The organism is Thiocapsa sp., from assembly GCF_018399035.1.
Lineage (GTDB): Bacteria > Pseudomonadota > Gammaproteobacteria > Chromatiales > Chromatiaceae > Thiocapsa.
Genome location: NZ_CP073760.1, coordinates 1701463 through 1725960 on the forward strand (window position 1 = coordinate 1701463; position 24498 = coordinate 1725960).

Annotated in this window: 17 protein-coding genes, 2 tRNA genes and 1 pseudogene; 4 read left to right on the forward strand and 16 right to left on the reverse strand. The window is 59.2% G+C overall.

Annotated elements, in window-relative coordinates:
• Positions 1 to 26: 26 nt before the first annotated feature.
• From KFB96_RS07770 to KFB96_RS07790, 5 genes and pseudogenes are all read right to left on the reverse strand, one after another.
• On the reverse strand, positions 27 to 1220 hold the full coding sequence (locus tag KFB96_RS07770) for a hypothetical protein (RefSeq protein ID WP_213462575.1): 1194 nt from the start codon (positions 1218 to 1220) through the stop codon (positions 27 to 29).
• A gap of 164 nt (positions 1221 to 1384) precedes the next feature.
• A pseudogene (locus KFB96_RS07775) lies at positions 1385 to 2212 on the reverse strand (ISNCY family transposase); the annotation flags it as partial.
• A 233-nt stretch (positions 2213 to 2445) separates the two neighbouring features.
• Positions 2446 to 3225, reverse strand: a complete 780-nt coding sequence (locus KFB96_RS07780; protein ID WP_213462573.1) for a hypothetical protein — start codon at positions 3223 to 3225, stop codon at positions 2446 to 2448.
• A gap of 55 nt (positions 3226 to 3280) precedes the next feature.
• Positions 3281 to 4402: a glycosyltransferase gene (locus tag KFB96_RS07785; protein WP_213462572.1), complete on the reverse strand. Its 1122-nt coding sequence runs from the start codon at positions 4400 to 4402 to the stop codon at positions 3281 to 3283.
• A gap of 155 nt (positions 4403 to 4557) precedes the next feature.
• Positions 4558 to 5133, reverse strand: coding sequence for a hypothetical protein (locus KFB96_RS07790; RefSeq protein WP_213462569.1), 576 nt, complete (start codon positions 5131 to 5133; stop codon positions 4558 to 4560).
• 1414 nt (positions 5134 to 6547) lie between these two features.
• On the opposite strand from KFB96_RS07790, the gene KFB96_RS07795 reads away from it, so the two are divergent.
• A complete protein-coding gene (locus KFB96_RS07795) occupies positions 6548 to 7456 on the forward strand; it encodes a glycosyltransferase family 2 protein (RefSeq protein WP_300971796.1) in 909 nt (302 codons plus the stop codon).
• A 756-nt stretch (positions 7457 to 8212) separates the two neighbouring features.
• Here the strand turns inward: KFB96_RS07795 and KFB96_RS07800 are convergent.
• From KFB96_RS07800 to KFB96_RS07820, 5 genes are all read right to left on the reverse strand, one after another.
• Positions 8213 to 9307, reverse strand: a complete 1095-nt coding sequence (locus KFB96_RS07800) for an ABC transporter ATP-binding protein (RefSeq protein ID WP_213501877.1) — start codon at positions 9305 to 9307, stop codon at positions 8213 to 8215.
• Positions 9308 to 9446: 139 nt separating this feature from the next.
• The gene (locus tag KFB96_RS07805; protein ID WP_213462549.1) at positions 9447 to 10226 is read right to left on the reverse strand and encodes an ABC transporter permease; all 780 of its coding nucleotides are present in this window, start codon (positions 10224 to 10226) and stop codon (positions 9447 to 9449) included.
• Between the two features lie 29 nt (positions 10227 to 10255).
• A complete protein-coding gene (locus tag KFB96_RS07810) occupies positions 10256 to 12952 on the reverse strand; it encodes a glycosyltransferase (RefSeq protein WP_213462547.1) in 2697 nt (898 codons plus the stop codon).
• A gap of 148 nt (positions 12953 to 13100) precedes the next feature.
• A complete protein-coding gene (locus KFB96_RS07815; protein WP_213462546.1) occupies positions 13101 to 14240 on the reverse strand; it encodes a glycosyltransferase family A protein in 1140 nt (379 codons plus the stop codon).
• Positions 14241 to 14244: 4 nt separating this feature from the next.
• The gene (locus KFB96_RS07820) at positions 14245 to 15450 is read right to left on the reverse strand and encodes a glycosyltransferase (RefSeq protein WP_213462544.1); all 1206 of its coding nucleotides are present in this window, start codon (positions 15448 to 15450) and stop codon (positions 14245 to 14247) included.
• Positions 15451 to 15754: 304 nt separating this feature from the next.
• On the opposite strand from KFB96_RS07820, the gene KFB96_RS07825 reads away from it, so the two are divergent.
• Together KFB96_RS07825 and KFB96_RS07830 are read left to right on the forward strand one after the other, a co-directional pair.
• Entirely contained in the window at positions 15755 to 17110 is a 1356-nt protein-coding gene (locus tag KFB96_RS07825; RefSeq protein WP_213462542.1) for a nucleotidyltransferase family protein, read from the forward strand.
• Between the two features lie 474 nt (positions 17111 to 17584).
• Positions 17585 to 17815, forward strand: coding sequence for a hypothetical protein (locus KFB96_RS07830; protein WP_213462540.1), 231 nt, complete (start codon positions 17585 to 17587; stop codon positions 17813 to 17815).
• Positions 17816 to 18700: 885 nt separating this feature from the next.
• On the opposite strand, the gene KFB96_RS07835 is transcribed toward KFB96_RS07830, so the two are convergent.
• The 6 genes from KFB96_RS07835 to rpsU form a co-directional block, all read right to left on the reverse strand.
• Entirely contained in the window at positions 18701 to 18961 is a 261-nt protein-coding gene (locus KFB96_RS07835) for an HPr-rel-A system PqqD family peptide chaperone (RefSeq protein ID WP_213462538.1), read from the reverse strand.
• A gap of 504 nt (positions 18962 to 19465) precedes the next feature.
• Positions 19466 to 19541, reverse strand: a tRNA-Ile gene (locus KFB96_RS07840).
• A gap of 60 nt (positions 19542 to 19601) precedes the next feature.
• Positions 19602 to 21434, reverse strand: coding sequence for an RNA polymerase sigma factor RpoD (gene rpoD / locus KFB96_RS07845; RefSeq protein ID WP_213462536.1), 1833 nt, complete (start codon positions 21432 to 21434; stop codon positions 19602 to 19604).
• 80 nt (positions 21435 to 21514) lie between these two features.
• On the reverse strand, positions 21515 to 23254 hold the full coding sequence (dnaG, locus tag KFB96_RS07850) for a DNA primase (RefSeq protein WP_213462534.1): 1740 nt from the start codon (positions 23252 to 23254) through the stop codon (positions 21515 to 21517).
• Between the two features lie 35 nt (positions 23255 to 23289).
• Positions 23290 to 23733, reverse strand: coding sequence for a GatB/YqeY domain-containing protein (locus tag KFB96_RS07855; protein ID WP_213462532.1), 444 nt, complete (start codon positions 23731 to 23733; stop codon positions 23290 to 23292).
• A 105-nt stretch (positions 23734 to 23838) separates the two neighbouring features.
• On the reverse strand, positions 23839 to 24054 hold the full coding sequence (rpsU, locus tag KFB96_RS07860) for a 30S ribosomal protein S21 (RefSeq protein ID WP_007041206.1): 216 nt from the start codon (positions 24052 to 24054) through the stop codon (positions 23839 to 23841).
• Positions 24055 to 24221: 167 nt separating this feature from the next.
• On the opposite strand from rpsU, the gene KFB96_RS07865 reads away from it, so the two are divergent.
• A tRNA-Thr gene (locus KFB96_RS07865) sits at positions 24222 to 24297 on the forward strand.
• Positions 24298 to 24498: the final 201 nt, after the last annotated feature.

Genomic DNA, 24498 nt, shown 5'->3' on the forward strand with positions numbered 1-24498 from the left:
TCTTGCTGGCGAAGACACCGCTGTCCTTACAAAAGTCCTCTCAGGAAGGACGGAACCGCTTCTCGCAAAGCCATTAACGCCGGTTTCCAGTCGTCCCTACCGAATTCAGCAGTAGCGTCGACACGCAGGGCTTTCATCAATACTTGGAGCCTCGAGAGCTGGCCGTCCCTCCGGTAAGCCAACAGTGCCGGACCATCGATGGAGAGGATACGGTAGGTCACGGAACGGGGACGGTCCGGCATCTTTGGCAAAGGCACATCCAAAGCATCAAGATACATTAAATAGGGCAAATCGACCCCTGCAGCTTGGAAGACCCCATGAAGCTGGGGCAATCTCCCATTGACCTCGTGAATCATAGGCCGGCCGGTTCGCCGTTCGACCTTGAAGCAAATGCTGGCGACGCCAACCCATCCGAGCGTATTAAGCAAGCGGGTCCCGATTTCACACATTTCCGCATTCGTAACCACTCGCGCGAAACTACCTACACCGTTATGGATCGGCCAAATACGCTCCTTGTTGACGCACAAGCAGACAATTTCGCCGAATCGCGGCGATCGATAGGAGTAGAAGCTGTAGTGAGCGTCATCCTCCCCAAGAATTGCTTCCTGAACGAGGAGTCGAGACGTGTGCTGCCGTAGCCTGGGTAACAGATCCCGCATTTCGTCGGGCGTGTCGCATCGGATGACCTTAACCGAGCCAAATTCATCAACGAACCTAGCGACGCGCCACTCGAACGACAGTTGCGGCTTGACGACAAGGGGATATGTCAAACGGTCTTCCAGTTCGGAAATACTGGTCTCCGCGGTTACTTCGACCCCACGCGGCGCCGGAAGGCCCTGCTCGGCTGTAAAACGATCGAATGCGTCCTTGCCCAATACAATCCCGACCGATTTCTCGTCTGAAATAATAAAGCGGTAATGGTCGGCCAGGCGATCACGGTACTGCGAAACGATTTCTAGGAAAATGTCAGACGTATAAAATAGGGCCTGCCGCTCATGGCACCGTGCAGCGAGATCCAACAGGCAATCAATCAACTCCTTAGGATCATCCGGAGCCTTTATAAAGGTAGTCATATATCGTGAGCGCGTCGCGATATCTTGACGATTGCGATTGATTAGGGTAACGGGGATTCCGTGACGCCCAAGGCTTCGAATAACCCCCAAGCCGTTGACGCCTCCACCGAGAACGACCGCTGGGACAGCTGACATTGTCTCTTTCATCTAACGTTTCTTCCTTTAATATAATTATAATGCTCGACTGAACCCCCGTTTTTTTTTCGACCCGGCACCCAGTCGTGAATGGCGGCCAATGACCAGGGTATTCAATCGAGCCTCATTCGATGCGCATTCGCGGAATCAAGCAGCATTGATGAGAATGACTCGCATCACCGCCATATTGCAGGCGCACCACCCGTCGTGGTAGGCACCCGGCCAGATCGAAAGGGCCAAGCTGCGCGTCGACGGCGCTTTCGGTCTCGCTCGCGCCGCGCCTCCTCGGCCTCCTGCGCCAACAGCAGCGGGCCATGCGCTGGATGTTGCGCGCCACCGTTGCTGCCAAGGCGACATAGCGCTTGAAGCCGTCGATCCCGTGATCGCCACAGCGGTCGAGCCCGTGGACCTCCAACGCGTTGATGGCGGACTCCACGGCGGAATGCTATCGGCGTAGTTGGATCAAGCGCGGATCGCCTTCGCGGGCGCTTGTCCATGCTCGCGCTGGCGACCGCAGGAAAGCGCGCCACGGTCTCCTCCACCAGGGGACGGCGACCTGATCGTCGGTGATGCGCTCCATGACCAGATGGTGCAGGATGAAGCCATGCTGGTCTTCGCCGATCGCCACGCCCAGACCCAGCACCACCGGAACGCCGGTCTTGCCTTTGCTGATCCCCTCGGTGCGGCGATCAGGTGTAGGCGGGTAGGTGTCTCGCGCGCCCGAATCAAAAAGCCCACTTCCAACAACAGGTAGGCGGCAAGGGCCGCTTCGATGTCTGTGCGCCGCGCCGCGAGTATCTGCAGATCCCGCGATGGACCGCTTGAGGGTTCGCGCCCGACGATAGGCTTTCTCCTCGACCACGACGAAGGCACAGCGCACCGCGAAGGAGTCGTCCGGACTTTTTTCCCAAGGCATGGCCGAGCATCTTGCCCAGGATGGTGTGCTGGTTGACCAGCTCAAGAATGCGATCGTAGTCGGCGTTGAGCCCGAAACGCAGCTCTCCGCTTAACCCTTCGACGGCCTGGCGTGCTCGCGGCGCTGGATCGAGGGCGTCGCTGCTTGGTACAACGAGCACCATCGCCACAGTCCCCTGAAGTACGTCACGCCGGAACAGCGTCACCGCGGGGAGGATCCGGCCTTGCTCGCTGGTCGCAGGCATCTCAAGGAGGCCGTAAAGGCGAAGTACCCGGAACTCTGGAGCAGCGCGATCGCAAAAGGGGGCCCTTTAAACAGGAGCTACAAACGACGCCACAAGCGGCCTAGCCGACGCGACATTTTCCTCGACAACGAAAGGCGACGCGGTTTCCGGGGGTCGAGCCAGAGTACATTCATGGCGACGAGTCTTTTGGCGCTGGGGCTTTCGGGACGAGCGTCCGAACCCGCCCATCGATGAAAGTACTCATGGGTCGGCCAAGAATAGTCATCAAACCAGGTCCAGCAGCCATTCTTCGCATACAGCGCCTGAAGACGCGTGCCAAGTTCGGAATCGGTTGCAAGTGGATCGGAAACACTATCCAGACTCGACATGTGGCGTGTCATCAGAGAGAAGCTCTTGTTACTCACGTAACCAGGCACCCACAGCTCGAAACCCATCTCGGCCTTCACTTGGGCCACGGCGCGGAAGACCTGGACATGCTCCTCGTGACCGTATTCGCCCCAAGGACTGTGGGTGATTACGCAGTGACTTCCGGCGAGTAGCGGGCGTAATGCGTTGACCAGCCGATTCCAGTTCTCTCGGTAGCGGGATTCGGAGAAACCGCGGCGCGACGATGGGCTCTTCTGTACGGCCAATCCGATGTCAGTCTCCAGAGGTTCGGGCCAACCGGCACTATCGAACACCTCGGACTCCGGTATACCCAAATGCGTGACGTTGGGCAACGGATATGCTTCGGCGCTTCGGCGCCGCCCCTCGCTCCAGCCAGGCTTGGAGGCCACATCCCCGAAACAGAGCACGATCCGATCCACGCTGGAGAGGACAGAGGTTGCCCATAGCGCCTCATCGTCAGGGTGAGCCATCACCAATATGGTTCCCTCCGGGAATGGGTTACGAGACAAGATCTGGTGCCCCTCCTCAGGCGTGGTCCGGAGACGGAAGATCGCTGCCACCGAGGTGGGTGGCAGACGCGCTCAAGGCTTCCATGGGAACGAAACCCGGCACCAGATTACCAGGACCCACAGCGAGGATCCGATCGATCACAGCCCCGAAGACCTCTTCGTAATGCTCGCGCGAGTACACCCTGCGCGCCTCGCTCTGGCTCATCCTGGCCATTGCAGCAAGCCTGTCCGTGGGCAACCCTGCGATGGTGCGGACCGCATCCTGCACCGCCTTCACGCTAAGCTCAGGGAGGACCAGTCCAAAGGACGGATCGACATCAACCCCGGCCTGTGGAGTAGTGATGGGTACGAGCCCGAAATGCATGCAGTTAACGACGGCACCCGCCGCACCCTCGGCACATGTCGGATAAATATGCCCGATGGTGCGGCTCGCCAATGCAGCGAACTCGGCTCCGGTAACATCAACCCAGCCATGAGTGTGAATGTTCGGCGTCTCGTACAACTCCTTACGGAACGCGTCCTCAAAATGGCGATCTCGCTCGATGGGCCCGCAAACCGTCAAATGCAGGCCTGGCATACGAGCGAAAGCTTCCAGTGCCAGGTCGAGTCCCTTGTGCACGAAACCCGCGCTTCCCAACCAGAGGAACCGGTTGCGGCAGGCGTCGAAATCCTTGTTGTCATCCCACGCGTACTCCGTCGAACCAGGGTTCGGAATCTGAAACACCGTCTTCCCGGCAAAGGCATAAGTTTCGTGGGTGACCTCGTTCCCCAGCAGGGTCGCGCAGTCAGCTTCCTCAATGCCCCGGTTGTACTCGATCGGCCTGTAGCTCGACAGTGCCACACCCCGGCGATTGCACACATCACGGAGCCGAACCAATGCAGCATGATTGTTGGAGAGCCAATGGCTAGTGTCGAGATGAACAATCTTAACGCAATCGGGGTTCAGGCGTCTTGCTATGCGCTCGAAATTGGTGCGCGCACTGACGAAGAGGTCGTAACGCTTTCTTGGGACGAATCCGGGGTTTCGGTAGTCGATGAAATCCACCGTATAGCCGCGCTCAAGCAGACACGAGGCAATAGACGAGGCTTCTATGAAGTGGTTGTGCGTCCGAAGAACCGGGTCATCCTCCCTAAGCATGACACCCTCGACCAGATGAGCGACCAAGGCAGCCCCCCGAACCCCTTTACTTGGCTTAAGTGCGACCAAACTCGTCAGGATTGGATCGGAATTCCTTTCCAACAAATTCGAGACCTTCCGCGCGAAAACGCGCAGAGGGTAGGCGAATGTATGTCTCATTCTCTTTCGCACGGAAACGGTCTCAATTCGTATTCAATTGACGGCCAGTCGCGCGCAGGAACGGCGATGTTCACACTGATCATGGTGGTTGCGATCTCAGCCGCGAGGAAATACTCCGAGGCGGTGTGGTCGATCACGCTCGCCGGATGAGCTGCACGCAGCGCCGCCGTGACCCCGGCGTAGAGATCGAACGCCACCCAAGTCGCGCCGAAGCCAAACAGGACGGCCAGAGGATAATATTTCTCTTCGCTCAACTTAGCGCGAGCACGATCGCAGGAGTATTTCTTAAGAATCGTTATCAAGAAAGACTCCCTAATACCAACACATGTTGCGCGCCTCAACGAACAGGAACGGATGCCGGTGGCTGAGGTGATCGGTAAGGCAAGGCGGCCGCCCGGTAGATCATACACGCGAACGTCCTGCCCAAACTCGATGCCGCTGGGCGCGGTTGGAGCGATCCCCAAGCCGCGGACCAATGCGATTGCAACACCAGCCCGGTCTTCAGGATCCGAAAATGCTTCGTCGAAGCCGGCCTGGGGGCGGGACTGGAACAAAAAAGCGCGCACACCCACTGCGTGAACGGAATCTCGACGGCAAGGGCGAGACGCATCTGGTGCGCCTCGCCTGCTCGGTGTATCCAGCGTGGGGCAAATAGCAATGGCTCGGCGGCGTATCGGATGCGCCGTGCATACTACCCGTGCGGTGTGGCGACGACGTCCGCTTCGCCACGCACGCGCCGACGACTGCTTGGGCCGCTCGAACTCGCTCTGCTCCTTATGCATTCGTGGAATGCGACTTCGATGCCCCAGCGCTGGGGTTAGCATTTGGCAAGGCGTGGCGCGTCGGCGGTCGCGCTGCAAATCTTTGACCAAGATCGCAGTTGAAGTCGCGGACGCTCAAAAATACCGACGGACTAAGGGATACCTCGAACAGCTCAGGAAAGATGGATGTCGGTCCAGATGCCTTCACGGTATAACTCTCCGGACCGGACCACCCTTTCAGGTGGCCGAGGTGGCCGCACTACGGAGTGTGCTCGAATCCCCATGAATGCTACACCGGACAACCGCCGACCGCAAGGCAGGCAGCGGCCGTTAATTCAACAAATTCCGCTAGCTCCGAGCGCGGTTGGCAGTGACGGGCACCGTCCGTGGGTCGTCAAGGATGAACAGACAGAGCGAACCGACGCCGTGCGCGCTTGACCTCGTAACGAGCACGTTTCAGGCACTGTTGCGAGTAGGCGTGCCGGCGGTCTCTCTCGCTCGGCTTGAAGGTAGTCCGTGGCCTGCAGACTGATTGGTGACCCAGCCAAAGCCACCGCCCGCCCAGCCGCCGCCACGCGACGCTATGGTGCGCATTCTCGCCACCCTCTCCGGCCTCCTCAACCGAAAAGCCAGCAGCTTACCGCCTGAGAAAATTCTGCATCTGTTTGCATGGCCGCCAACGGACAGTCGTGCCTACATCGGTAACTTAACGTGATCAACCGGCCCGGCCGAATCCGTCCGAGCCGCGATTCGGTCGTCTTTCGGCCCGAATCGCGGCCACACCTTCTGCCCATGTGCGCGGAACGCCCCCAAGAAGCACTCTGCCCCCGCGAAAGCACCGACACCGTCGCTTGGTGAGCGATGCGGGCTAGGCTTGGAGTTCTTCACCACGACCATCTCCCGGTACGCGCCTGAGTGCCGAGCGCGCGGCCGCGCGGGAGATCGACGGCCCGGTCGCCGTGACCATCCACAAACATCGACCTGTTGCATCCCGACGAGACCAGCTGGAAAGTATACCGCCACCTACTCCGGCTGTGAGCCTTCCCCTTCACGCAGGTATACTACAGGCACCTGGCACACTCGGAATCCATAAACTCCGGAATTTGCAGACTTTTGCTCCGAACGCTTGCTCTTATGCACTCTATGTAGAACCCGCCCATTGACTGGAAAGCATGAAGCTATCGATAAGGGAGGACGCGACACCGTGTTTTCGACTGACCCTCTAGTGACAATTGCGATACCCACTTACAACAGAGCTGATGGCTATCTCTATGACGCACTGACTAGCGCTGTTGCGCAGACCTATCGGAACCTTGAGATCATCGTGTCGGACAATTGTTCGATGGATAATACACAGCAAGTGGTTCGCAGCGTGACTGATGAGCGTGTTCGCTATATCAGACACCCCGAAAACATTGGAGCGTTCAATAACTGGAACTCCTGTGTTGAGCAAGCTAAAGGAGTCTATTTCTTACTCTTGCACGATGATGACCTCATAGATCCCGACTACGTCGAGTCGTGCATTCGTGCTTGCAAGGGAGATTTCTCGCGTGGAATCCTTCGAACCGGCACTCGCGTGATTGATGAGCATGGGAACATCCGGTCGGAGACTGCGAACATGGTCGGCGGTTATTCGACGACGAAGTTTTTCTTGGGTTGGTTTGCAGCAGAGACTGCTTTATACCTTTGCAGCACGCTATACAATACGGATCTGCTTCGGGGCATTGGCGGCTTCCGTTCCCCTACGGGCCTTTTCGTTGACGCGGTGGCGACTGCCCGCCTTGCACCCTACGGCAGAGTCGATGTCCCTGAAGTTAAAGCAAGCTTCCGTAGACATGGGAAAAACATGGGATCTCGGGGGCGACTACAGGATTGGACGGAGGACTCGTTGTATTTGCTCAACGTCATCTCCGAGTTGACTCCCCCGACAGACCGTTCGACGATCAGACTGAGGGGAGGAGAGTTTTTGAGCAAGAAATGCTATAGCTACGTCCCGTCACTCGCTTTCTACAAGAGGCCCTTTGCGTACTATGATGTCTATAAGCGTTTCGGGTTTTCGTTTTCCCCCATCAACTTTATCGTTTCTACATTTGTGAAAAGGGCGCGTGCACGTGCTCGCGATCTGTTCAAGTGATGGCTCAAGCACAGCCTGCGCGTGGCCGATAACCTGCTCAGGCGCAAGGCGAACCCGAGCCACGCTATTATCAGTATCCTCGGTTTGGGGCGCGTTGCAAACCGATCCAAATCGTTTGCGGATCCGGAAAGTCAGAGCCATTGATTTGGAGATTACCACCAAGGCCGGCGAGCATCCGCACTACCCGCGTCGGAGTGAAGGCGGCTCGGTGGGTGAGCCCCGGCCCACAGGAAACGTAACAGAGGTTTTCCATTCCGCGTCGGCTAAAAACAGCGCTGCACCGCATGCTCGGGGAACGGGACGTCTTCCATGGCGACAGTGCGTCGCGGCAGATTCACCCCGGTCGAGGATCTGCGAAAGTAGCTGTTCGCGCTCAACGACGTCCTTAACACCGCGAAGGCCGGGCTGTTTCGCTGGACGTGGCAGGGCAAACCCCTTGCCGCTTGAGCGCCGATAACGGTCTCGGCATATCTGCACCGCACCTTTGGGGCCTTGCTCGTAACTCCGGCCATCGTGGCACGTGGCGCAGAGCGCCACGGGGCATGCGTGACACCGCAGAGCGGATGTCACGAGCGCCTGTTGTTTTGGGTGGCCGGTCTTACGAGCGAGGCCCACCTTTGGTATACCTGCTCAGGGGCCGACCCACAGCAAATGCAGGCGCCCGCGCACGGATGATGGCCGCGATCTGGCTGCCAACGACCGGCGTGACCGACCGGCGCGCTTCATGCCCGCACTGGTTGATGATTTCGGCCTGGGCTAAACAGCCGGTCGCCGCCCAATGCTCCACCGAAAAGGCGGACAAAGAACGCCCTTGGGGTTCTCGGGACCCTCGATGCTCAATGGATAGACCTCCCAGTGGTAGTCGTACGCGTACTCCCAATCGGCCCGAAAGATGCCGACGTTGACGAAATAATCGCCGCCCGCCAAATCCAGGCGCCGCAACGACAAGACTATCGTTGCTGCCCCGGACAAAGCTGCCATCTGCGCTTCATCCGTCGTGTTCAGATCAAGACAGACTTGGCCGTCGTTCTTGCGCGTTACACTGACGTTGAAATTCACCGCCTGAACGGGTTGTTCGGACGTGACGTCGATCTCCACCCGGAGCGGCTCTCCGCTACCGATCCGCGGACCGGGGGTGAGACGCACGGCGGAAATCTCAGCCTCCATGGATCCGAAACGGTTACGATTCACCTGGAGCTCGCAACCTGAAGAGGCAAGCGACGGCGCCTGATTAGGAGTCCGGCGTCGAGTTTCCGAGCGCATGTTCACCGCGTATTGCCCGGCCACAACTTCAGGCAAGCCCTCGACGACGACCTCGCCGCGTCGCAACCAGACGGCGCGGTCGCACAAATCCGTAATCTGCCCGAGACTATGAGAAATCAGCATGATCGCGCAGCCTTGCGCCTTCATCTCCTGGATCCGATCCAGGCATTTCGCCTGAAACGCGAGATCGCCGACGGAGAGGAACTCGTCGATGAGCAGGATCTCCGGCTCGGTATTGACGGCGACCGAGAAACCCAAGCGCATCTGCATCCCGCTGCTGTAGGTGCGCACGGGATTGTCGATCGCCTCTTCCAACTCGGCGAAAGCGACGATCCGATCGAACCTCTGCCTAACCTCGCCACGGGTCAACCCCGCTGCGACGCCCGCAATGTCGATATTCTCTCCGCCGGTCAGATCGGGCGAGAAGCCGGCCCCCAGATCCAGCAAGGCTCCGATACGTCCCTCGACCCGAACTCGACCTTCGTCAGGCGTTCCGACACCGCCGACCATCTGGAGCAATGTCGACTTGCCGGCGCCGTTCTGACCGACGATCCCCACCATCTCGCCCCTGGAAACATCGAGGTCCACATGCCGCAGCGCCCAGAACTGCTCGACGCTCTTGCTGCTCCGCCATCCCGAGAGGATCGTCTCCTTCAGCGTCGGGGGCGGTCCCGATGGTAGCGACGGAAATGCTTACCGAGATTCTCGATCTGAATCGCTGCAGCCATTAAATTTCCTCGACGAACCGGCGGCTCTGATGCCTGAACAGCAGGAAACAAAGCGGCAACAAGGCCGATATGATCACGACAACCGGCAGAAGCGATGTCCATTGCGGGCTTTGGCCATCGAGCAGAACACTCCTGTAACCCATCAGAATCGGTACCATTGGGTTTAATTCATAGAATGGCCGAAGATCTGCAGGAATACGATCGATGGAATAAAAGATCGGGGTCATATAAAACATGACCTGGAGCAGGACCGCCAGCGCGTTCTGGGTATCGCGAAAGGCGACGTTCACGCCGGCCAGCAGATATGAAATCGTCACCGTGACTAAGAACTGGATCAGCATGAGCACAGGCAACCAAAAGAATGCCGGTCCCGGTAATAGTCCATCCATCAATAAAAAGCCCGCCAACACAGGTAGCGCGAGAACGAAATGGAGCATCCCGGTCATAACAACGGCAGGAGGCAAGACGCTTACGGGGAATCCGGGCTGGCGGATCAGGGGACGATTTCCGATAATGATGCCTGTTGCTTGCAGAGTGGCTTTGCTAAACCACTGCCAAACCAACAAGCCGGTGAAGACATAAGAGGTGTAGTGCGGGATATCCACCTTGAGGATCGTGCGGAAGATAAAGAGGAAAACCAGAAGCTGAAGCAAGGGATTAATCATTGTCCAGAGGACGCCGAGCGCCGAACGCTTATACAGCAGCTTCATCTCTCGATCTACCAAGACCCGCATCAGATCATAGTAGTGGACGATCCTTCGGTCGAGAATGAATAGCATCGGCACGGCTTCCCGTTTGTTTCTATTATTTAGAGACTTCGGTGCGGCATACCATCGGAACATCCGCCATCTCCCGATGCGGAATGATGTACAGAGGCATGAGGATCCGGAGGCCCCATACTACTGCGACCCTCTCGCCGGACTCGGCGGTAGGACTGCCAGAGTGACCAAGGTCCCATCAAGTGGCCTCGGATCTCCAGTAAGATCAGCGAGACCGGATATTGCTCCTTACGGATAATCGACTTAATCAATCGAGGAATCTGCCACTTTGGCATGCTCCAAAGGATCCACTTTAGCGCTCTCCAATCACCATCCTTGATCCAGGTCGTCAAATGGTACGCAATATGGCCCTTGCTGTAGTTGTAGAGCTGTCGCCGCAACGCCGCATCGTCGCGGCGATGCTTGTGCCAGACATAGGCATCAGGGGTGTAAACATGCGTGAAGTCCGCCTTCAAGACTTTGTAGAACAGGTAGGTATCCTCCCCGACGCCCGAAGGCATTCCGGGACCCAGCGTTTCTTCCATTAAACCGATGCGGGAATCACGGAAGATCGATGCACGGAATGCCGCATTCGCTGTTGCGCCGAGTGTCCAGGTCTTCACTGGCTCACGCCACGTTCGTTCGAACCATAAGCCGGATCGCTCGAACGACTGGAACCCTCGCCCGAGACCACCGTAGTTTTCGAAGTTTTGTTGAGATTCCGTCTCAAGCTCCAACGGGAGGACATGACCCGTTACCACCATGACATCTGCGCGGGCAAAAGGCGCGAGAAGTTTCTCCAACCAATCGGCGGGCATGGTCACGTCATCGTCCGTCGCGATCAGGATATCGCCTTTCGCAGCGATAAAGCCGGCGTTCCTTGCATAAGCCAACCCTTGCCGCCGTTCTTCTACAAGTACAACCGCGGGGAATTCGGCAACCACCGGAGGAGTCAGTTTCGAGGCTGGATGATTATCGACGACAACAATCTCCACAGTACGGACTGTCCCTTGTGCGTGTAACGAGGATAAACAGTTGCGCAAATCCTCCGGTCTGTCGTACGTCGCCACGACGATCGATACAGAAACCTCTTCCGGGAGTCGATCGGGTGTCGGTTCGACATCCGCACCGAGATGCGTGGTCAAGGTCGAAATGGCGATCGCCCACCTGACGTCCTCGCCTAATCGTAAATCAGGCGCGATCAATTGGTGCGTCAAGGCATCCGCGAGCCCATCCGCCTGTTGTAATCGCCCGACGAATGGCCCGCAGCTTCGGATATTCACTGAACCTACGGGCCGATTGTCCCAAGTCGCGAACAATCTTACGGTATCTGAGTCCCTGAGATCGTTCAAAGGCATCAGTGGCTGCGTCAATTCCACCCTCCGCACGGCGATAGACGGCGCCCCTTTTTGCCGAGACGCTAGGGTGGTTTCTACAGCGTGAGCAACTGATGGAAGCGAGGTCTGGGGGCCGAACTCGCGCTCGACCTCTTGTGCGCGCGCTAGCGCTTTCCGATAGGACGTCAGTCCTGCCAAGCCACCCGATAATTCGGAAACGATGAGATCACGAGGGAGTCGATGTGGGTACAGATAGGATTCGAACCATCGGCGGATATTCCAATGGAACATCCACCAGACACCAATTCGCAGGCAAGCGCGGCGCTGATCGGGATAACGCCGATAAATCGAGGTCCAGAGTGCGTAAAGCGCCCCGTTGCTGGTGATCTGGGTCTTGAGGCTCGCATAGTCCCGGCGGTGACGATGACGAATCATCGCTTCGGGCTCATACATGAGCGTATGGCCGGCTTTAAGCACCCGGAAGAACATTTCCAAATCCCCGCCGCCCCGAGTCACCGTGCCGACATCCAAGGCAGGGTCGAAATCACCGATCCGATCGAAGAGGCGGCGTCGATAGGCCATGTTCGCGCCCGTCCCGAACTGACCAGCACCCAGCAAACCCCAAGGCACCGGGTTACCCTGCTCGACACTCCACCACTTCCGCGTGAAACCGCGCCCGAATCCTCCGTGGAGCTCGAAGAGTGCTTGTGCTTCGGTCTCGAGCTCGAAGGGTACGACGAGACCGGTCACCGCCATGACCTCCGGTTGCTCGATAAAGGCTCTAGCGATGGCCTTCGCCCAACCGGGGTCTACGATAGCATCATCGTCGGTGTAGGCAATGATCTCGCCCTGCGACTCCAGGATCGCCCGATTTCTCGCCCAGTCCAAACCGGGGCGCGGCTCGCAGACGTAGCGTACGGCAGGAAACCGCGTTCGGACCAACTCCTCGGCGCCTTTGCCGGCAGGGGCATTGTCCACAACAAGCAGGTCGAGGTTGGGGTAATCCAAGCGCTGCAAGGCTTCGAGGCAGATCGCCAAGTCATCAGTCCGATCACAAGTGCAGACCGCAACCGTGACTTTCGGCGCTGCATCGGCACGACGCTGCCAGAAGTTATCGCTGGCGGCCGGAAGGGCGAGGAGCTTCGTAAAATCGAAGTGGCGGAGCGGTAAGTCGGCGAGCAAACCCTCGCGCACCAGGCAGGTCATGATGGTCGAGACGTGCTCGTCGAGAATGGCCTTGGCGAATGTACTTGCGTGACATCGACCACCCGATACGGGGACCTTGAGATAGCCGATCGGAACTCCCCGTAGTCGCAAGATCGCCCATACCAAGAGGTACCCATCGAGTCCCTCCAGCGTGGGCAGAGGAGTCGCTAGCTCAAGATCAACCACTTTGATCGGGTATAGCATTCGAAATCTCCTTGCCGTTTACGCGGCCAGTGAACAGATGCCCCGGCCGGGATCGGACGCCGTGTCGGCATCCATGCACTTGCCCGAGTGTCTGTCTGGAAGTCTTAATCCCGAGCCGAGGTATTAAGGAGCCTCCCCCGGAAGACCTTCACGTCCAAGAATCCGCGGAGACGCCCTGCGAGGTTTCAGGCTCCTGATCGAGCCGAGCGGGCCACTCCAATTCACGTTGCAGGCGATGAACGACACCTTCACGGCGCCGCCTGGCCGCATCCCAAAGAACTCCAGAGACCGCAACGGGTCTATTCGACACTGCGGGAAGGTCGCCCCAATTCTCGCTGGTCGAGAGCGGCGCCGTATTTTTACTCCCGCGCACGGGCCGAAGGTTGGCAGGCAGACACCTTACAAAGGTGCGCCATAATTGAGGATCCAAGGCGCGGACAGGGTCGATCGATAGCATCTTGAAAAGCAAAAAGACGGTTAAACCGGGACGCCTCGCCATGATCGCTCGGTTGCCAAGATAAAAGAGAAAGGCGCCGCGAGACCATCGAAACACGCACGCCGGCACAACACTCTCAGGGCCTTGAAGCTTCGACATCATCCTGTCGTAAGAGCGCATCATTTGGTTTACGTCGACCGACATGCTTTGCCGAGCTTGGCGATATGCAGTCAAGCAATCGGGGAGAAAACGAAACCGGAACTGCCGAGCGATGCGCAGATAGAGATCCCAATCCTCGCAGCCTTGCGCACGCTGCTGAAAGTACTTCTCGTCGTAGAGTCCAACAGCCGCTAGGCACGCCATCTTGATCAAGCAAGTGCTCGCACTTCCTAAAAAGTTCCCCGTAACCAGTTGAAAAAAAACGATACCCTCGAATCGATTTCGACCCACACAAGGCGATAGCCTTGCCCCGGTCTCGTCGATGTTCATCCATGGCGAGTACACCAAACCCACATCACTCGGCGTGTCGATCAAACAGCGGTATTGTTTGGCAATACGCTCTCGGTGCCATATATCGTCTGCGTCCAAGGGGGCGACAAAGGCACCCTGCGCGGCTTTGATCCCGAGATTCCGTGCCGCGGCGACCCCTTTGTTCGACTGATTAAACAAATTGATTCGCGAGTCCTGTTGCGCAAGCATCTTTAGAATGTCCGCGGTACCATCAGTGGAACCGTCATCGACGACGAGAATTTCCAAGTTTTCGTGAGATTGTTCGACTACAGAACGCAACGTTGAAGCTATATATCGCTCGCCGTTATAGACAGGTATGACAACGGAGACGAGATCATTCATGATGTCAGCCTGGACATGGCAACCAGCCACCCTTCTTTTTCAACAATAACTTTGCGAGCGCCATGCTTGGTGTTGTCGGCATGATCCAAATAATCGCAAGCAATGACGACAAAAGGAGTTTCTTAAGAAAAATCTCTTGTCCGCGTCCGAAAGGCGCGAGAATAAAGACCGACCATGGGATACATCGGCCCCGACCGATGCTTCGATTCACGATGAACTCAACAACAACACCTCCCCATGAACGTTTTCGCTCTCGCCACTGCAAGGCTCTCGTAGGCATGCCGCGCTTCCTCATGTGTTCGACAAGGAAGTCAAGACCACGGTTGACTGTCTCGACATGCGCGCGCATAGCGCTGCGCGTCAGTGCACGACTTCCATACCAGTAATTCTTTCCATGAACGCGATACTGAACGACCGTTTCGCTTAAAGACTCAATCCACCCATATAGCGGAGCAAGGTCATGAAGGTAATCGTCAAACCAACCTGAGCTTGGGAGCGGAAACACCTCTTCCAGAAAGGATCTGGACCAGGCATTCCCTGACGTGTAGGCAATGGAGAGGGGTAAAAGACCATGCCTTAGAGCCAAAGCCAGATAGTCACCCGACGCCGGCAGGACATCGGGAATACGATGCCCCTTCGAGTATCCTTCCCTATCGATGACCGCCATGTAACCTTGAACCTTTACCACGTTCTCGCGGGAACAAAAGGCTTTACAGAATGCGTCCACTGCACCGGGCAGCAAAATATCATCGGCATCGAGAAAGATAACAAAATCGCCGTGGCTCTGCCGGAATCCCTCTGTTGAGGCAGCGATCTGTCCCTGGTGTTCGACCTGCACGAGCTTTACATCCGGCAAGAAACGCCTGATCTCATCCAAGGAATGATCGGTAGAACCGTCATCGACAACGATAACCTCCACCCATGGATAGGTTTGACTCAAGGCACTTTCGATGGCCTGTCCGACATATTGTTCGTAATTAAAATTCGCGATGATAATGCTGACGAGACCGGCGTCATGCGTCGTCTCCTCGTTGGCCGCTCCGAGTGAGAAAAAAGGGGATGGTCGCAGGGTAGCCTTCGGGATACACGGGACCCGGACTTGTGTGACTTGAGCGGCAAGATCCAGGTCGCGACTGCCGACTCCTTCGAGCATCGGTTGAGTCAATGCGGAATGACGCGACAGATTGCGACGATCCGACGGCCCTTTCATCTGAAAAACACCTCGCCTGAATCGAACGTGTAATACCGCACATCGCGCACGTGTCCCGGCAGTGCGGCTTAGATGATAGCATCGGGGTTCAGTAACCTAACAACCTGGGGAAACGCCGCACCGGCACCCCGATGATGGCGGGGTCGTCCGCCCGCACGGAGGCCCACACGCTAAGTCCTGGCGTGCATGGGAGCCGTTGTGCGGGCTAGGCCGGTAGCCGAGTTGTTGCGAACGCCATCTTGATCGCTGGTGCTTTCCGGGTCGCCATTTTTTCGTATGAACCACTCGGAGCTCGTCGATCCTCGTGACCGCCATTAAGCATTCTGCGACAACCTCAGCCCTACTCCTCGCGTGCCTGACCGGCGAGGCGGATGCCGAGCGAGACCAGCGTTGGTCAGAGCTCGTCGACGAGGGGATCGACTGGGGGCAGTTGCTGGAATTTGCCGAACATCACGAGATCCTGCCGTTGCTGTTTTCGGGACTAAGCCACGCTCGAGCACACCCCGCCCCTCGGGTTGTTCTGTCGCAGCTACATGATCATTTCCACGCGACTTTGCTCAGAAATCGGCTAGCGCTACAGTGTTTTTTTAGCGTGCAGGAAACCTTGGCTGCAGCAGGCATCCCGGTCGTCTTATTGAAAGGTATGATCCTCGCTGGCACCGTTTACGAGCATCTTGCGGTCCGACAGCTTGGGGACATCGACATTCTGGTCCGGCCGGATCAGGTCGCTCTCGCCCGAACCCTTCTGGAGCAATCCGACTACCGCCCGGTCTATCCGACGAGCATGCTGTGTGACCCGAACACTCAAAAACTGACGACGACGCAGGAGCGTATCTACGCCCGCTATTACCATGAGATCACATTGCAGAGTGCCGACAACCTTCTGCAAATCGATCTCCACTGGGCGCTTCTTTCTAAACTGTATCCGCAATCCGAACGGCTTGAAGCCGATTCGATCTGGGGCCAGGTTCGTAGGGTAAGTCTTGACGGACGATCCGTGTTGACCTTGTCCGCCGAGCACCAGCTCATTCACACCTGCATCCACGCCACCAAGGACAGGTGGCGCCGACTCAAGTGGGTGGTCGATATCGACAGAATCATTCGAGCTGACCAGCTGGACTGGGCAAGACTCCATGCCTGCACTCAGCGGTGGAACTCGGAACGTATGCTGCGAGCAGGCCTTGGGCTCGCACAGGAGTTGCTGTCGACACCGCTTCCTGCGCATGCGTCTCGCCTCTTGCTTGAACCGGCAGCCCGAGCGGACGTGTCGACTGTGCTGCGAATCCTGCTTAACCCCAAGATGCCTGAGCCACGCATTCTGAGATGCCTCGGGATCAATTCGACGTTTCTGAAGCTTTTGGACACCATGTCCTGCCGACGTCGATATTTGCACCAAGCCCTGACGATGCCACGGCCCGAAGACGAGGCCCGTTTCGGGTCTGGTCCACCTAACCGACCTCTGTGGCGACTCAGCCGCCCCCTGCGGGTACTGACGCGCTGTATCGGGCGCATCGGACGCCCGAGATGCGACGAGGCCGATTGGCCCGACACCCGGCAATACCATCCGATCCGGGCTGAACCCGAGCTCATCAGGATAGATGGGTCAAATCGTGCCCAAGAAGACGCTCACCTCAGCCGCAGTCGCCGCAAGGTCGGCTGAGGCCAAGTGATAGCATGGCACAGAGCGGGCCAACCGAATTGTGTCGTCAAGCCCCATCGCTTGGTGTGCCAAGGAATTCAGGATGTTCGGGTAGAGGCGAGACGCCGCCTCCGCGGCAGTAAGCTTGCGGAGCTGGGGCGCCGGATTACTCACGGCGTAGTCCACGAATAGGATCGCACCCGTCAAGGCAGACTCGGCCGCGGGCTCAGATGGCAGGGCATCGATCGGGATGTAATGGGAGCGATGCGTCTTGAGGGTCGACGCCGGTAGAGGACAGCATTCAGGAGGCCGTGCTTTCAACGTGACGGCCAGCGGAAACGGCTTGATCCTGAGCGTCACGGGATCCACCGGCGCAAGCTCGTCGCTCATCAGGCGAAAGCCATGATGCAGTAACGCCCAGCATAGGGTCGATTTTCCGCTTCCGGACGGCGCTGCGAGGAGAAACGCGCGACCTTCACGCTGGATGGCGGCCGCGTGGACGAAAACGAGGTCATGGCGCAGGCGTTGAACGGCAACAATGAGGTCCTGCTGGAGCGCGAACAGAAGTTTCGAGGAATCGAGACCGCGGTCGATCACTTCCCCATTCCGAAAGAGACTGAAACAGTCGCGTTCCGGCGCCGAAAGAACTCGATAAGCCAGTGCGGCCGGCTGGCTCGATCCGCCGGCCGCGAAGCCGCCGAAAGCTGCGGCGATCAAAGGAGATAGACAATCCGTCTCCCACGCAACCGTTGCGGGGCATTCGAGAACACTGAAGCTGCTTTCCTTCATCGGTTGCCTGATCGCACACATCTCGTTCACCGCTCGACGCGCGCTTGGAAGCCATCATACAGCCTGGCGATCAAGCCCGAGACTTCCACAGCTTGCTGACGAGTCCACGCATCGATCTCATACCGGACCGGGATTCGGCCTCCTCGCTACAAGAGCCGATGTTGTCCCTGGACGCCCGGCCAAGGGATTCTCTCGAGATGGATGACGCGGAGCCCGTCACGCCGAAACGCTGTTCATCGACAGGTTCACAGGTACCCGAACCGCGGGTCGACGGAGCGTTGCCGAAATCTGGTAGATCAAGCCCGGATGAGCTCCCTCCGCCGGCCCCGGAGCCTGCTGAACGCGAACTTGTAGCCGGCTCCTTGCTCGATGCGAGCATCGGACTCGTCGCCTGAACATCCCCCTTCAGCGTCTGAATGCCGGGCTGCAACGGACTGGCCGGAACCGATCCCGGGCGCGCAAATGACGGCGCCGCATGAAAACTAAGGAGAACCGGGGGAACGTAGGTCGCTTTCTTCAGGAAGTCTCGTCGTGAGCTATCGTGTGGCATCTCTTTGCCTCCATTATTACGAGCAGAAAATTCATCCGGAACATCGTAGTGTCGAACCTCTCCCGAGCGGAAAATTTCGTCTGCGCGCTAGGGGCCTTCGAAAATCAACGCGCGTCGCGGAAATCATCCTCTACGCAAGCAGGGATCCGAACGGCTCCCATCGAGAGCGAAATGCCAGCAGGGTTCGAAAACCGCACTCGTCCCGCAGTATCGACCTAGCGATGCTCGTTCTGTTCCCCGACATCGAGTAAGGTTTCGAAGCGCGGGGATGCCTAAGCGGTCGGTTCCAGGAGACCGGCATGTCGCAGTTGTTCGACAAAGCCGAGCACGTCGCGTCGGGCCTCCTCCGCATCGAGATCGAACTCATCCGAGAGACGGGTCTCGATGGACTCGATCGATGTCCCTCCGTCGAGCAGTTTCCAAATCACCGCGCCGGTGGGATTCATCTGATGAATATAGCCCGTCGCGGCGTCCAGAACGACCAACTCGCCATCGAGGTCGCGACACGTCAATCCTGCCTTGAGAGATGCCATCGTCACTCCGGGTTCGGTCCCATCAAGATTGCTAAGCTCGCAGAGAGCAAGCATGGCCTAAATGACCGCTCGTCGACCGCTCGCTTTCCATGACGCTAGGGCAAAACCCACGCCAGCCTCTCCGCGCTCGATTCGGATACCTTTCGAGCCATTCGGGGAGGGTCGACACGAGTCGCGATGAAACAAGAACGAGAGCCGGATGAGGAAGGCCGAAGGCAGATCGAGACCTGCTCGCGGCACGATGGCGAGTCACTCGCGACTCTCCCAACTCAGGACCGAACTTGCCGCGGCGCGCACCGATCGGTGCCGATTCGGATCCGACCGAGGGAGCCAGGTGACAAGAAGTGTCACCCGACATAGGCGCGATCCTGACGCTCAGCGACACCCAATTGGATCGGCGCCCGATCCATCGTCCGGGATATCCGATGCCGAGCGGTGAAGGGATGGAGGTAACGAGACCGGAATCCGTCGAGAGACGGGGACGAAAATGTCGCCGAGCGGATGTGGTGGGCCGTCTAGGATTTGAACCTAGGACCAAGGGATTATGAGTCCCCTGCTCTAACCGCTGAGCTAACGGCCCGTTGTGCGACGGGGTGGTTGTTGCGGAAACTACGCCGTCCGTGGCGACTGAGCTCCCTGGCTAGTCCGCGTCGAGGAAGCTGCGGAGCTTATCCGAACGCGTCGGATGCCGGAGCTTGCGCAGGGCCTTGGCCTCGATCTGGCGGATGCGCTCGCGCGTCACGTCGAACTGTTTGCCGACCTCTTCGAGGGTGTGGTCGGTGTTCATGTCGATGCCGAAGCGCATGCGCAGCACCTTCGCCTCGCGCGAGGTCAAGCTGGCGAGCATGTTCTGGGTCGCCTCGCGCAGGCCCTCGGCGGTTGCCGAGTCGACCGGAGAGATGACGCCGGAGTCTTCGATGAAGTCGCCGAGATGCGAGTCTTCGTCGTCGCCGATCGGCGTTTCCATCGAGATCGGCTCTTTGGCGATCTTCAGGACCTTGCGGACCTTGTCTTCCGGCATGTCCATCCGCTGCGCGAGCTCTTCCGGGGTCGCCTCGCGTCCCATCTCCTGGATCATCTGCCGCGAGATCCGGTTGAGCTTGTTGATGGTCTCGATCATGTGGACCGGGATGCGGATGGTGCGGGCTTGATCGGCGATGGAGCGCGTGATCGCTTGGCGAATCCACCAGGTCGCATAGGTCGAGAATTTGTAGCCGCGACGGTACTCGAACTTGTCCACGGCCTTCATGAGGCCGATGTTGCCCTCTTGGATCAGATCCAGGAACTGCAGGCCGCGGTTCGTGTATTTCTTGGCGATCGAGATGACCAGGCGGAGATTCGCCTCGACCATCTCCTTCTTGGCGCGACGTGCCTTGGCCTCGCCGATCGACATCTTGCGGTTGACGTCCTTGACCTCGCTGATGGTGAGGATGTTTTCCTTCTCCATCTCCTGGAGCTTGCGCTGAGCACGGCGAATGTCCTGGGAGACCTCGGCGAGACGTGCGGCGTAGGGCTTGCCGCTCGCCAGCTGCTGCTCGAGCCACTGTGGGTTGGTCTCGTTCTCCGGGAAGGTATCGATGAAGACCTTGCGCGGCATCCCGGACTGCTCGACGCACAGGCTCATGATCACCCGCTCTTGCCCGCGAATGCGCTCGATGGTGCGACGCAGGATCTCGGCCAGCTCCAGAAAGACCGGCGCGACCAGCTTGAACTGAAGAAACACCTCGGAGACGCTCGCCATGGCGGCGCGCGAGCGCTCGTCGTCGCGCCCGTGCTGCTCCAGCGCGGAGCGAAGCACGGCGAAGTGCTCGCGCAGGAGTTGTGCGCGCCGCGCCGCGTCCTCGGGATCGGGTCCGGTGTCCACGACGGGGGCCGCATCGTCGTCGTCATCGACGTCCGTCTCGGCGTCGTCCTTCGCCTTCTCGCTGGTCACCTGCGCGGGCGTGGCAACCGGCTCTTCGTCGCCGTCGTTGAAACCCGAGATGACGTCGGTCAGACGCGTCTCCTCGCGCTCGACGCGATCGAAGATCTCGATCAGTTTCTCGACCGAGCGCGGATAGACCGAGAGCGCGGAGAGGACTTGGTTGAGTCCGTCTTCGATCCGCTTCGCGATCACGAGCTCGCCTTCGCGCGTGAGCAGCTCGACGGTGCCCATCTCGCGCATGTACATGCGCACGGGATCCGTGGTGCGACCGAACTCGCTGTCGACCGTCGCCAAGGCAGCCGCGGCGGCCTCGGCGGCCTCGTCGTCGGAGACGGCGGAGTCGCTCAGGGTGTGATCGACGACATCCGGGGCGGACTCATGGACCATGATCCCCATGTCGTTGATCATGCGAACGATGTCTTCGATCTGATCGGTCTCCACGATCCCGGGAGGCAGATGATCGTTGACCTCGCTGTAGGTCAAGTAACCTTGTTCTTTGCCCTTGGCGATCAGTTGCTTCAGCTGGGACTGTTGCTGTTCTTGATCCATGGGATACCCTGGTTGCTACGGCGGATGGCCACTAAAAGGCGAACTACGCAGTTTAGCACGTTAAGTAGCGTTGACTCCAGTCAATGTCTGCGCGAGGGTGCGGGAGCGACATCCTGCTCAAGCTGCGCCCGGACGTCCTCGCCCGACACGCCGGGGCGTGCTGCAGTCAAGGGCCGTTGACGCTCCTCCTTGAGAACCTCGTCGCCGATGCGCGTCAAGGCACCGATGAACTCGGCTGCAATCCCGTCGGGCGGGATACCGCGCAGGAAAGGATCGACGCTGAGTCGCTGGAGGTAGGTGAAGTGCTCCCGATCGCGCCAACGCTCCACCAACGTACCTTTGCTGATAGTTGGGTGTGCCGCAATCGTTTCAAGCAGTTGCACCAAGATCGCGGCACCTGGATTGGCCGAGCGCCGCCAGTCGTCGGGGGCTTCGGCAACCTCGCCCGCGAGCTCCGGATGATCGAGCAGCAAGGCGATGGCCTGTGCGATCAGGCTCGGCCGGGTGGGATGCGCCGTGCGCGCACGTGCGCGCGCGCGGGCGGGCGGCCGCTGCGACGGCGTCGGCAATCCAGCCAGCGCGGCCATGCGGCCGGTCAGCATGTCGCGGTAGATCCCGGGCGGTACCGTCTGTATCAACGGCTGCGCCAAGATGGAAAAACGCGCACGCCCGTCGATGCTGGTCATGTCGACCTGATCGCAGAGCTGCTCGAACAGAAACTCAGAGAGCGGTTGAGCCTCCGTCATGCGTGCACGGAAGGCATCGGCGCCCTCGGCCCGGATCAGGCTGTCCGGATCCTCCCCGTCGGGCAAGAACAAAAAACGAATCGACTGGCGGCCGGTCGCCGAGGGCAGCGTGCTCTCCAATGCCTTCCAGGCCGCGGCGCGCCCCGCACGATCGCCGTCGAAGCAGAACACGATCTCGGGGGTCGTGCGCGAAAGCAGCTGGAGATGCTCCGCGGTTGTCGCCGTGCCGAGGGTCGCAACGACGTTGGTCACCCCGAACTGCGCCAGGGCGATGACATCCATGTAGCCCTCGACGACGAGGACCGAATCGAGCTTGCGACTGGCCTTCTGTGCCTCGAACAGACCGTAGAGCTCGCGACCCTTGTGGAAGATCGGGGTCTCGGGCGAGTTGAGGTATTTCGGCTTGCCCTCGCCGAGCAGCCGCCCGCCGAAACCGATCACACGGCCGCGTCGATCGCGGATCGGGAAGATGATCCGATCACGGAAGCGGTCGCGTCGTCGCCCCTCCTCGTCATAGATCAGCCCGCAGGCCAGCAGGCGCTCGCGCTCCGACGGGCTCGCGCCGAGGCGCGACAGAAGCAGGCGACCCTCGGGCGGTGCAAAACCCAGCCCGTAATGCGACGCCACCTCGCCGGTGAGACCGCGCCCTTTGAGATAGTCGACGGCGCGCCGGGCGTCGGGATGGACCCGCAATTGCTCGCGATAGAGCTCGGCCGCCTGCGCGTGAAGGGTGTACAGCGGCCCGTGATCGGGGCCGGGCCGACCGGCGTCGACCCCGTCGGGCACCGCCAATCCGGCACGCTGCGCCAGCTCGTCGATGGCTTCGCGAAAGTCGAGGCGGTCGTATTCCATCAGGAAGCCGATCGCCGTGCCGTGGGCGCCGCAGCCGAAACAGTGATAGAACTGCTTGTCCTGGCTGACGGTGAAGGACGGGGTTTTCTCGTCGTGGAAGGGGCAGCGGGCCTGGTAGTCTTTCCCGGCCTTGCGCAGCTGAATCCGCGTGCCGACGAGGTCGACGATGTCGGTTCGCGTGAGAAGCTCGTCGATGAACTCGGGGGGGATGCGACCGGCCATGTGCCTCGGCAAAGCGTTGAGCGACGACGCCGGAGTCAGCCTCCGAGGCGCTGTTTGACGCGGGCGCTGACGCTGCCCATATCGGCCCGGCCTTGAATCTGCGGCTTCAACAGGCCCATGACCTTGCCCATGTCGCTCATCGCGCTCGCCTGCGAGGACGCCATCGCCGCGTCGATCAGGGACGTCAGCTCCTCGTCGGTGAGGGCGCGCGGGAGATACGACTGGATGACCTCGACCTCGAAGCGCTCGATCTCGGCGAGATCTTCACGGCCGGCACCGCTGTACTGACTGATCGAGTCGCGACGCTGCTTGACCATCTTGTCGAGGACGGCCAGGACCTGAGCGTCGTCGAGCTCGATGCGCTCGTCGATCTCGCGCTGCTTGATGGCCGCGAGCATCAACCGGATCACCCCGAGCCGAGTCTTGTCGCCCGCCTTCATGGCGGTCTTCATATCACTTTGGATTTGAAGTTTGAGCATGATGAAGCGTCGAAACCGCAGCGGTACGAAAAGAAAGACTTGCGACCTCGTCGCAATGCGAGCAGCGGCCCCGACGAACGCGGGACCGACATCGAGGATCCGACCTTAGTACGGACGCTCCCAGCGACGCGACTCACGCTGCAACTTCTTCTGATGCCGCTTCACCGCAGCCGCCTTCTTGCGCTTGCGCTCGGACGTCGGCTTTTCGTAAAACTCGCGACGACGGACCTCGGCGAGCACACCTGCTTTTTCGCAGGACCGCTTGAAACGCCGCATTGCGACTTCGAAAGGCTCGTTCTCTTTGACACGCACGCTGGGCATGGATAATCCCTAAGGTTGGCTCCGGACAAGGGCGGATGGTCGAAGTTAAGCGCCGGGATTTTAGCGGAATCCATCGGGTGATTGCAAAGATTTCCGCATGATGCTCGAAATCGCTCGAGCGGGGGGTGGAAACGATCGGGCGATCGCCCTATACTTCGCGGCTCCGCGCCGATGTAGCTCAGTCGGTAGAGCAACGCATTCGTAATGCGTAGGTCCGCGGTTCGAATCCGCGCATCGGCTCCAAACACTCTACGACAACAGCAAAAGCCGGCACGATGCCGGCTTTTGCTGTTTCTGCCGCGGCCAAGCGTCGTTTCCGAAGCCTCGCACCGATGCCGTGCTGGCTTGCCGTCCTCGACACATGCCCCCACACGCAGAAGCTGGCCGCGGGTTTCGGGGTGTGGCACGCTTGGCCTCAAGCGCGGTGCCGACGGGCGTGGCTCG

Coding starts and splice junctions, on each gene's coding strand:
- rpsU (WP_007041206.1), bottom strand. CDS start 24,054: ATGCCCAGCGTGCGTGTCAAAGAGAACGAGCCTTTCGAAGTCGCAATG.
- KFB96_RS07785 (WP_213462572.1), bottom strand. CDS start 4,402: ATGCTTAGGGAGGATGACCCGGTTCTTCGGACGCACAACCACTTCATA.
- KFB96_RS07820 (WP_213462544.1), bottom strand. CDS start 15,450: ATGAAAGGGCCGTCGGATCGTCGCAATCTGTCGCGTCATTCCGCATTG.
- KFB96_RS07835 (WP_213462538.1), bottom strand. CDS start 18,961: ATGGCATCTCTCAAGGCAGGATTGACGTGTCGCGACCTCGATGGCGAG.
- dnaG (WP_213462534.1), bottom strand. CDS start 23,254: ATGGCCGGTCGCATCCCCCCCGAGTTCATCGACGAGCTTCTCACGCGA.
- KFB96_RS07810 (WP_213462547.1), bottom strand. CDS start 12,952: ATGCTATACCCGATCAAAGTGGTTGATCTTGAGCTAGCGACTCCTCTG.
- KFB96_RS07815 (WP_213462546.1), bottom strand. CDS start 14,240: ATGAATGATCTCGTCTCCGTTGTCATACCTGTCTATAACGGCGAGCGA.
- KFB96_RS07855 (WP_213462532.1), bottom strand. CDS start 23,733: ATGCTCAAACTTCAAATCCAAAGTGATATGAAGACCGCCATGAAGGCG.
- KFB96_RS07780 (WP_213462573.1), bottom strand. CDS start 3,225: ATGGCTCACCCTGACGATGAGGCGCTATGGGCAACCTCTGTCCTCTCC.
- rpoD (WP_213462536.1), bottom strand. CDS start 21,434: ATGGATCAAGAACAGCAACAGTCCCAGCTGAAGCAACTGATCGCCAAG.
- KFB96_RS07770 (WP_213462575.1), bottom strand. CDS start 1,220: ATGAAAGAGACAATGTCAGCTGTCCCAGCGGTCGTTCTCGGTGGAGGC.
- KFB96_RS07805 (WP_213462549.1), bottom strand. CDS start 10,226: ATGCTATTCATTCTCGACCGAAGGATCGTCCACTACTATGATCTGATG.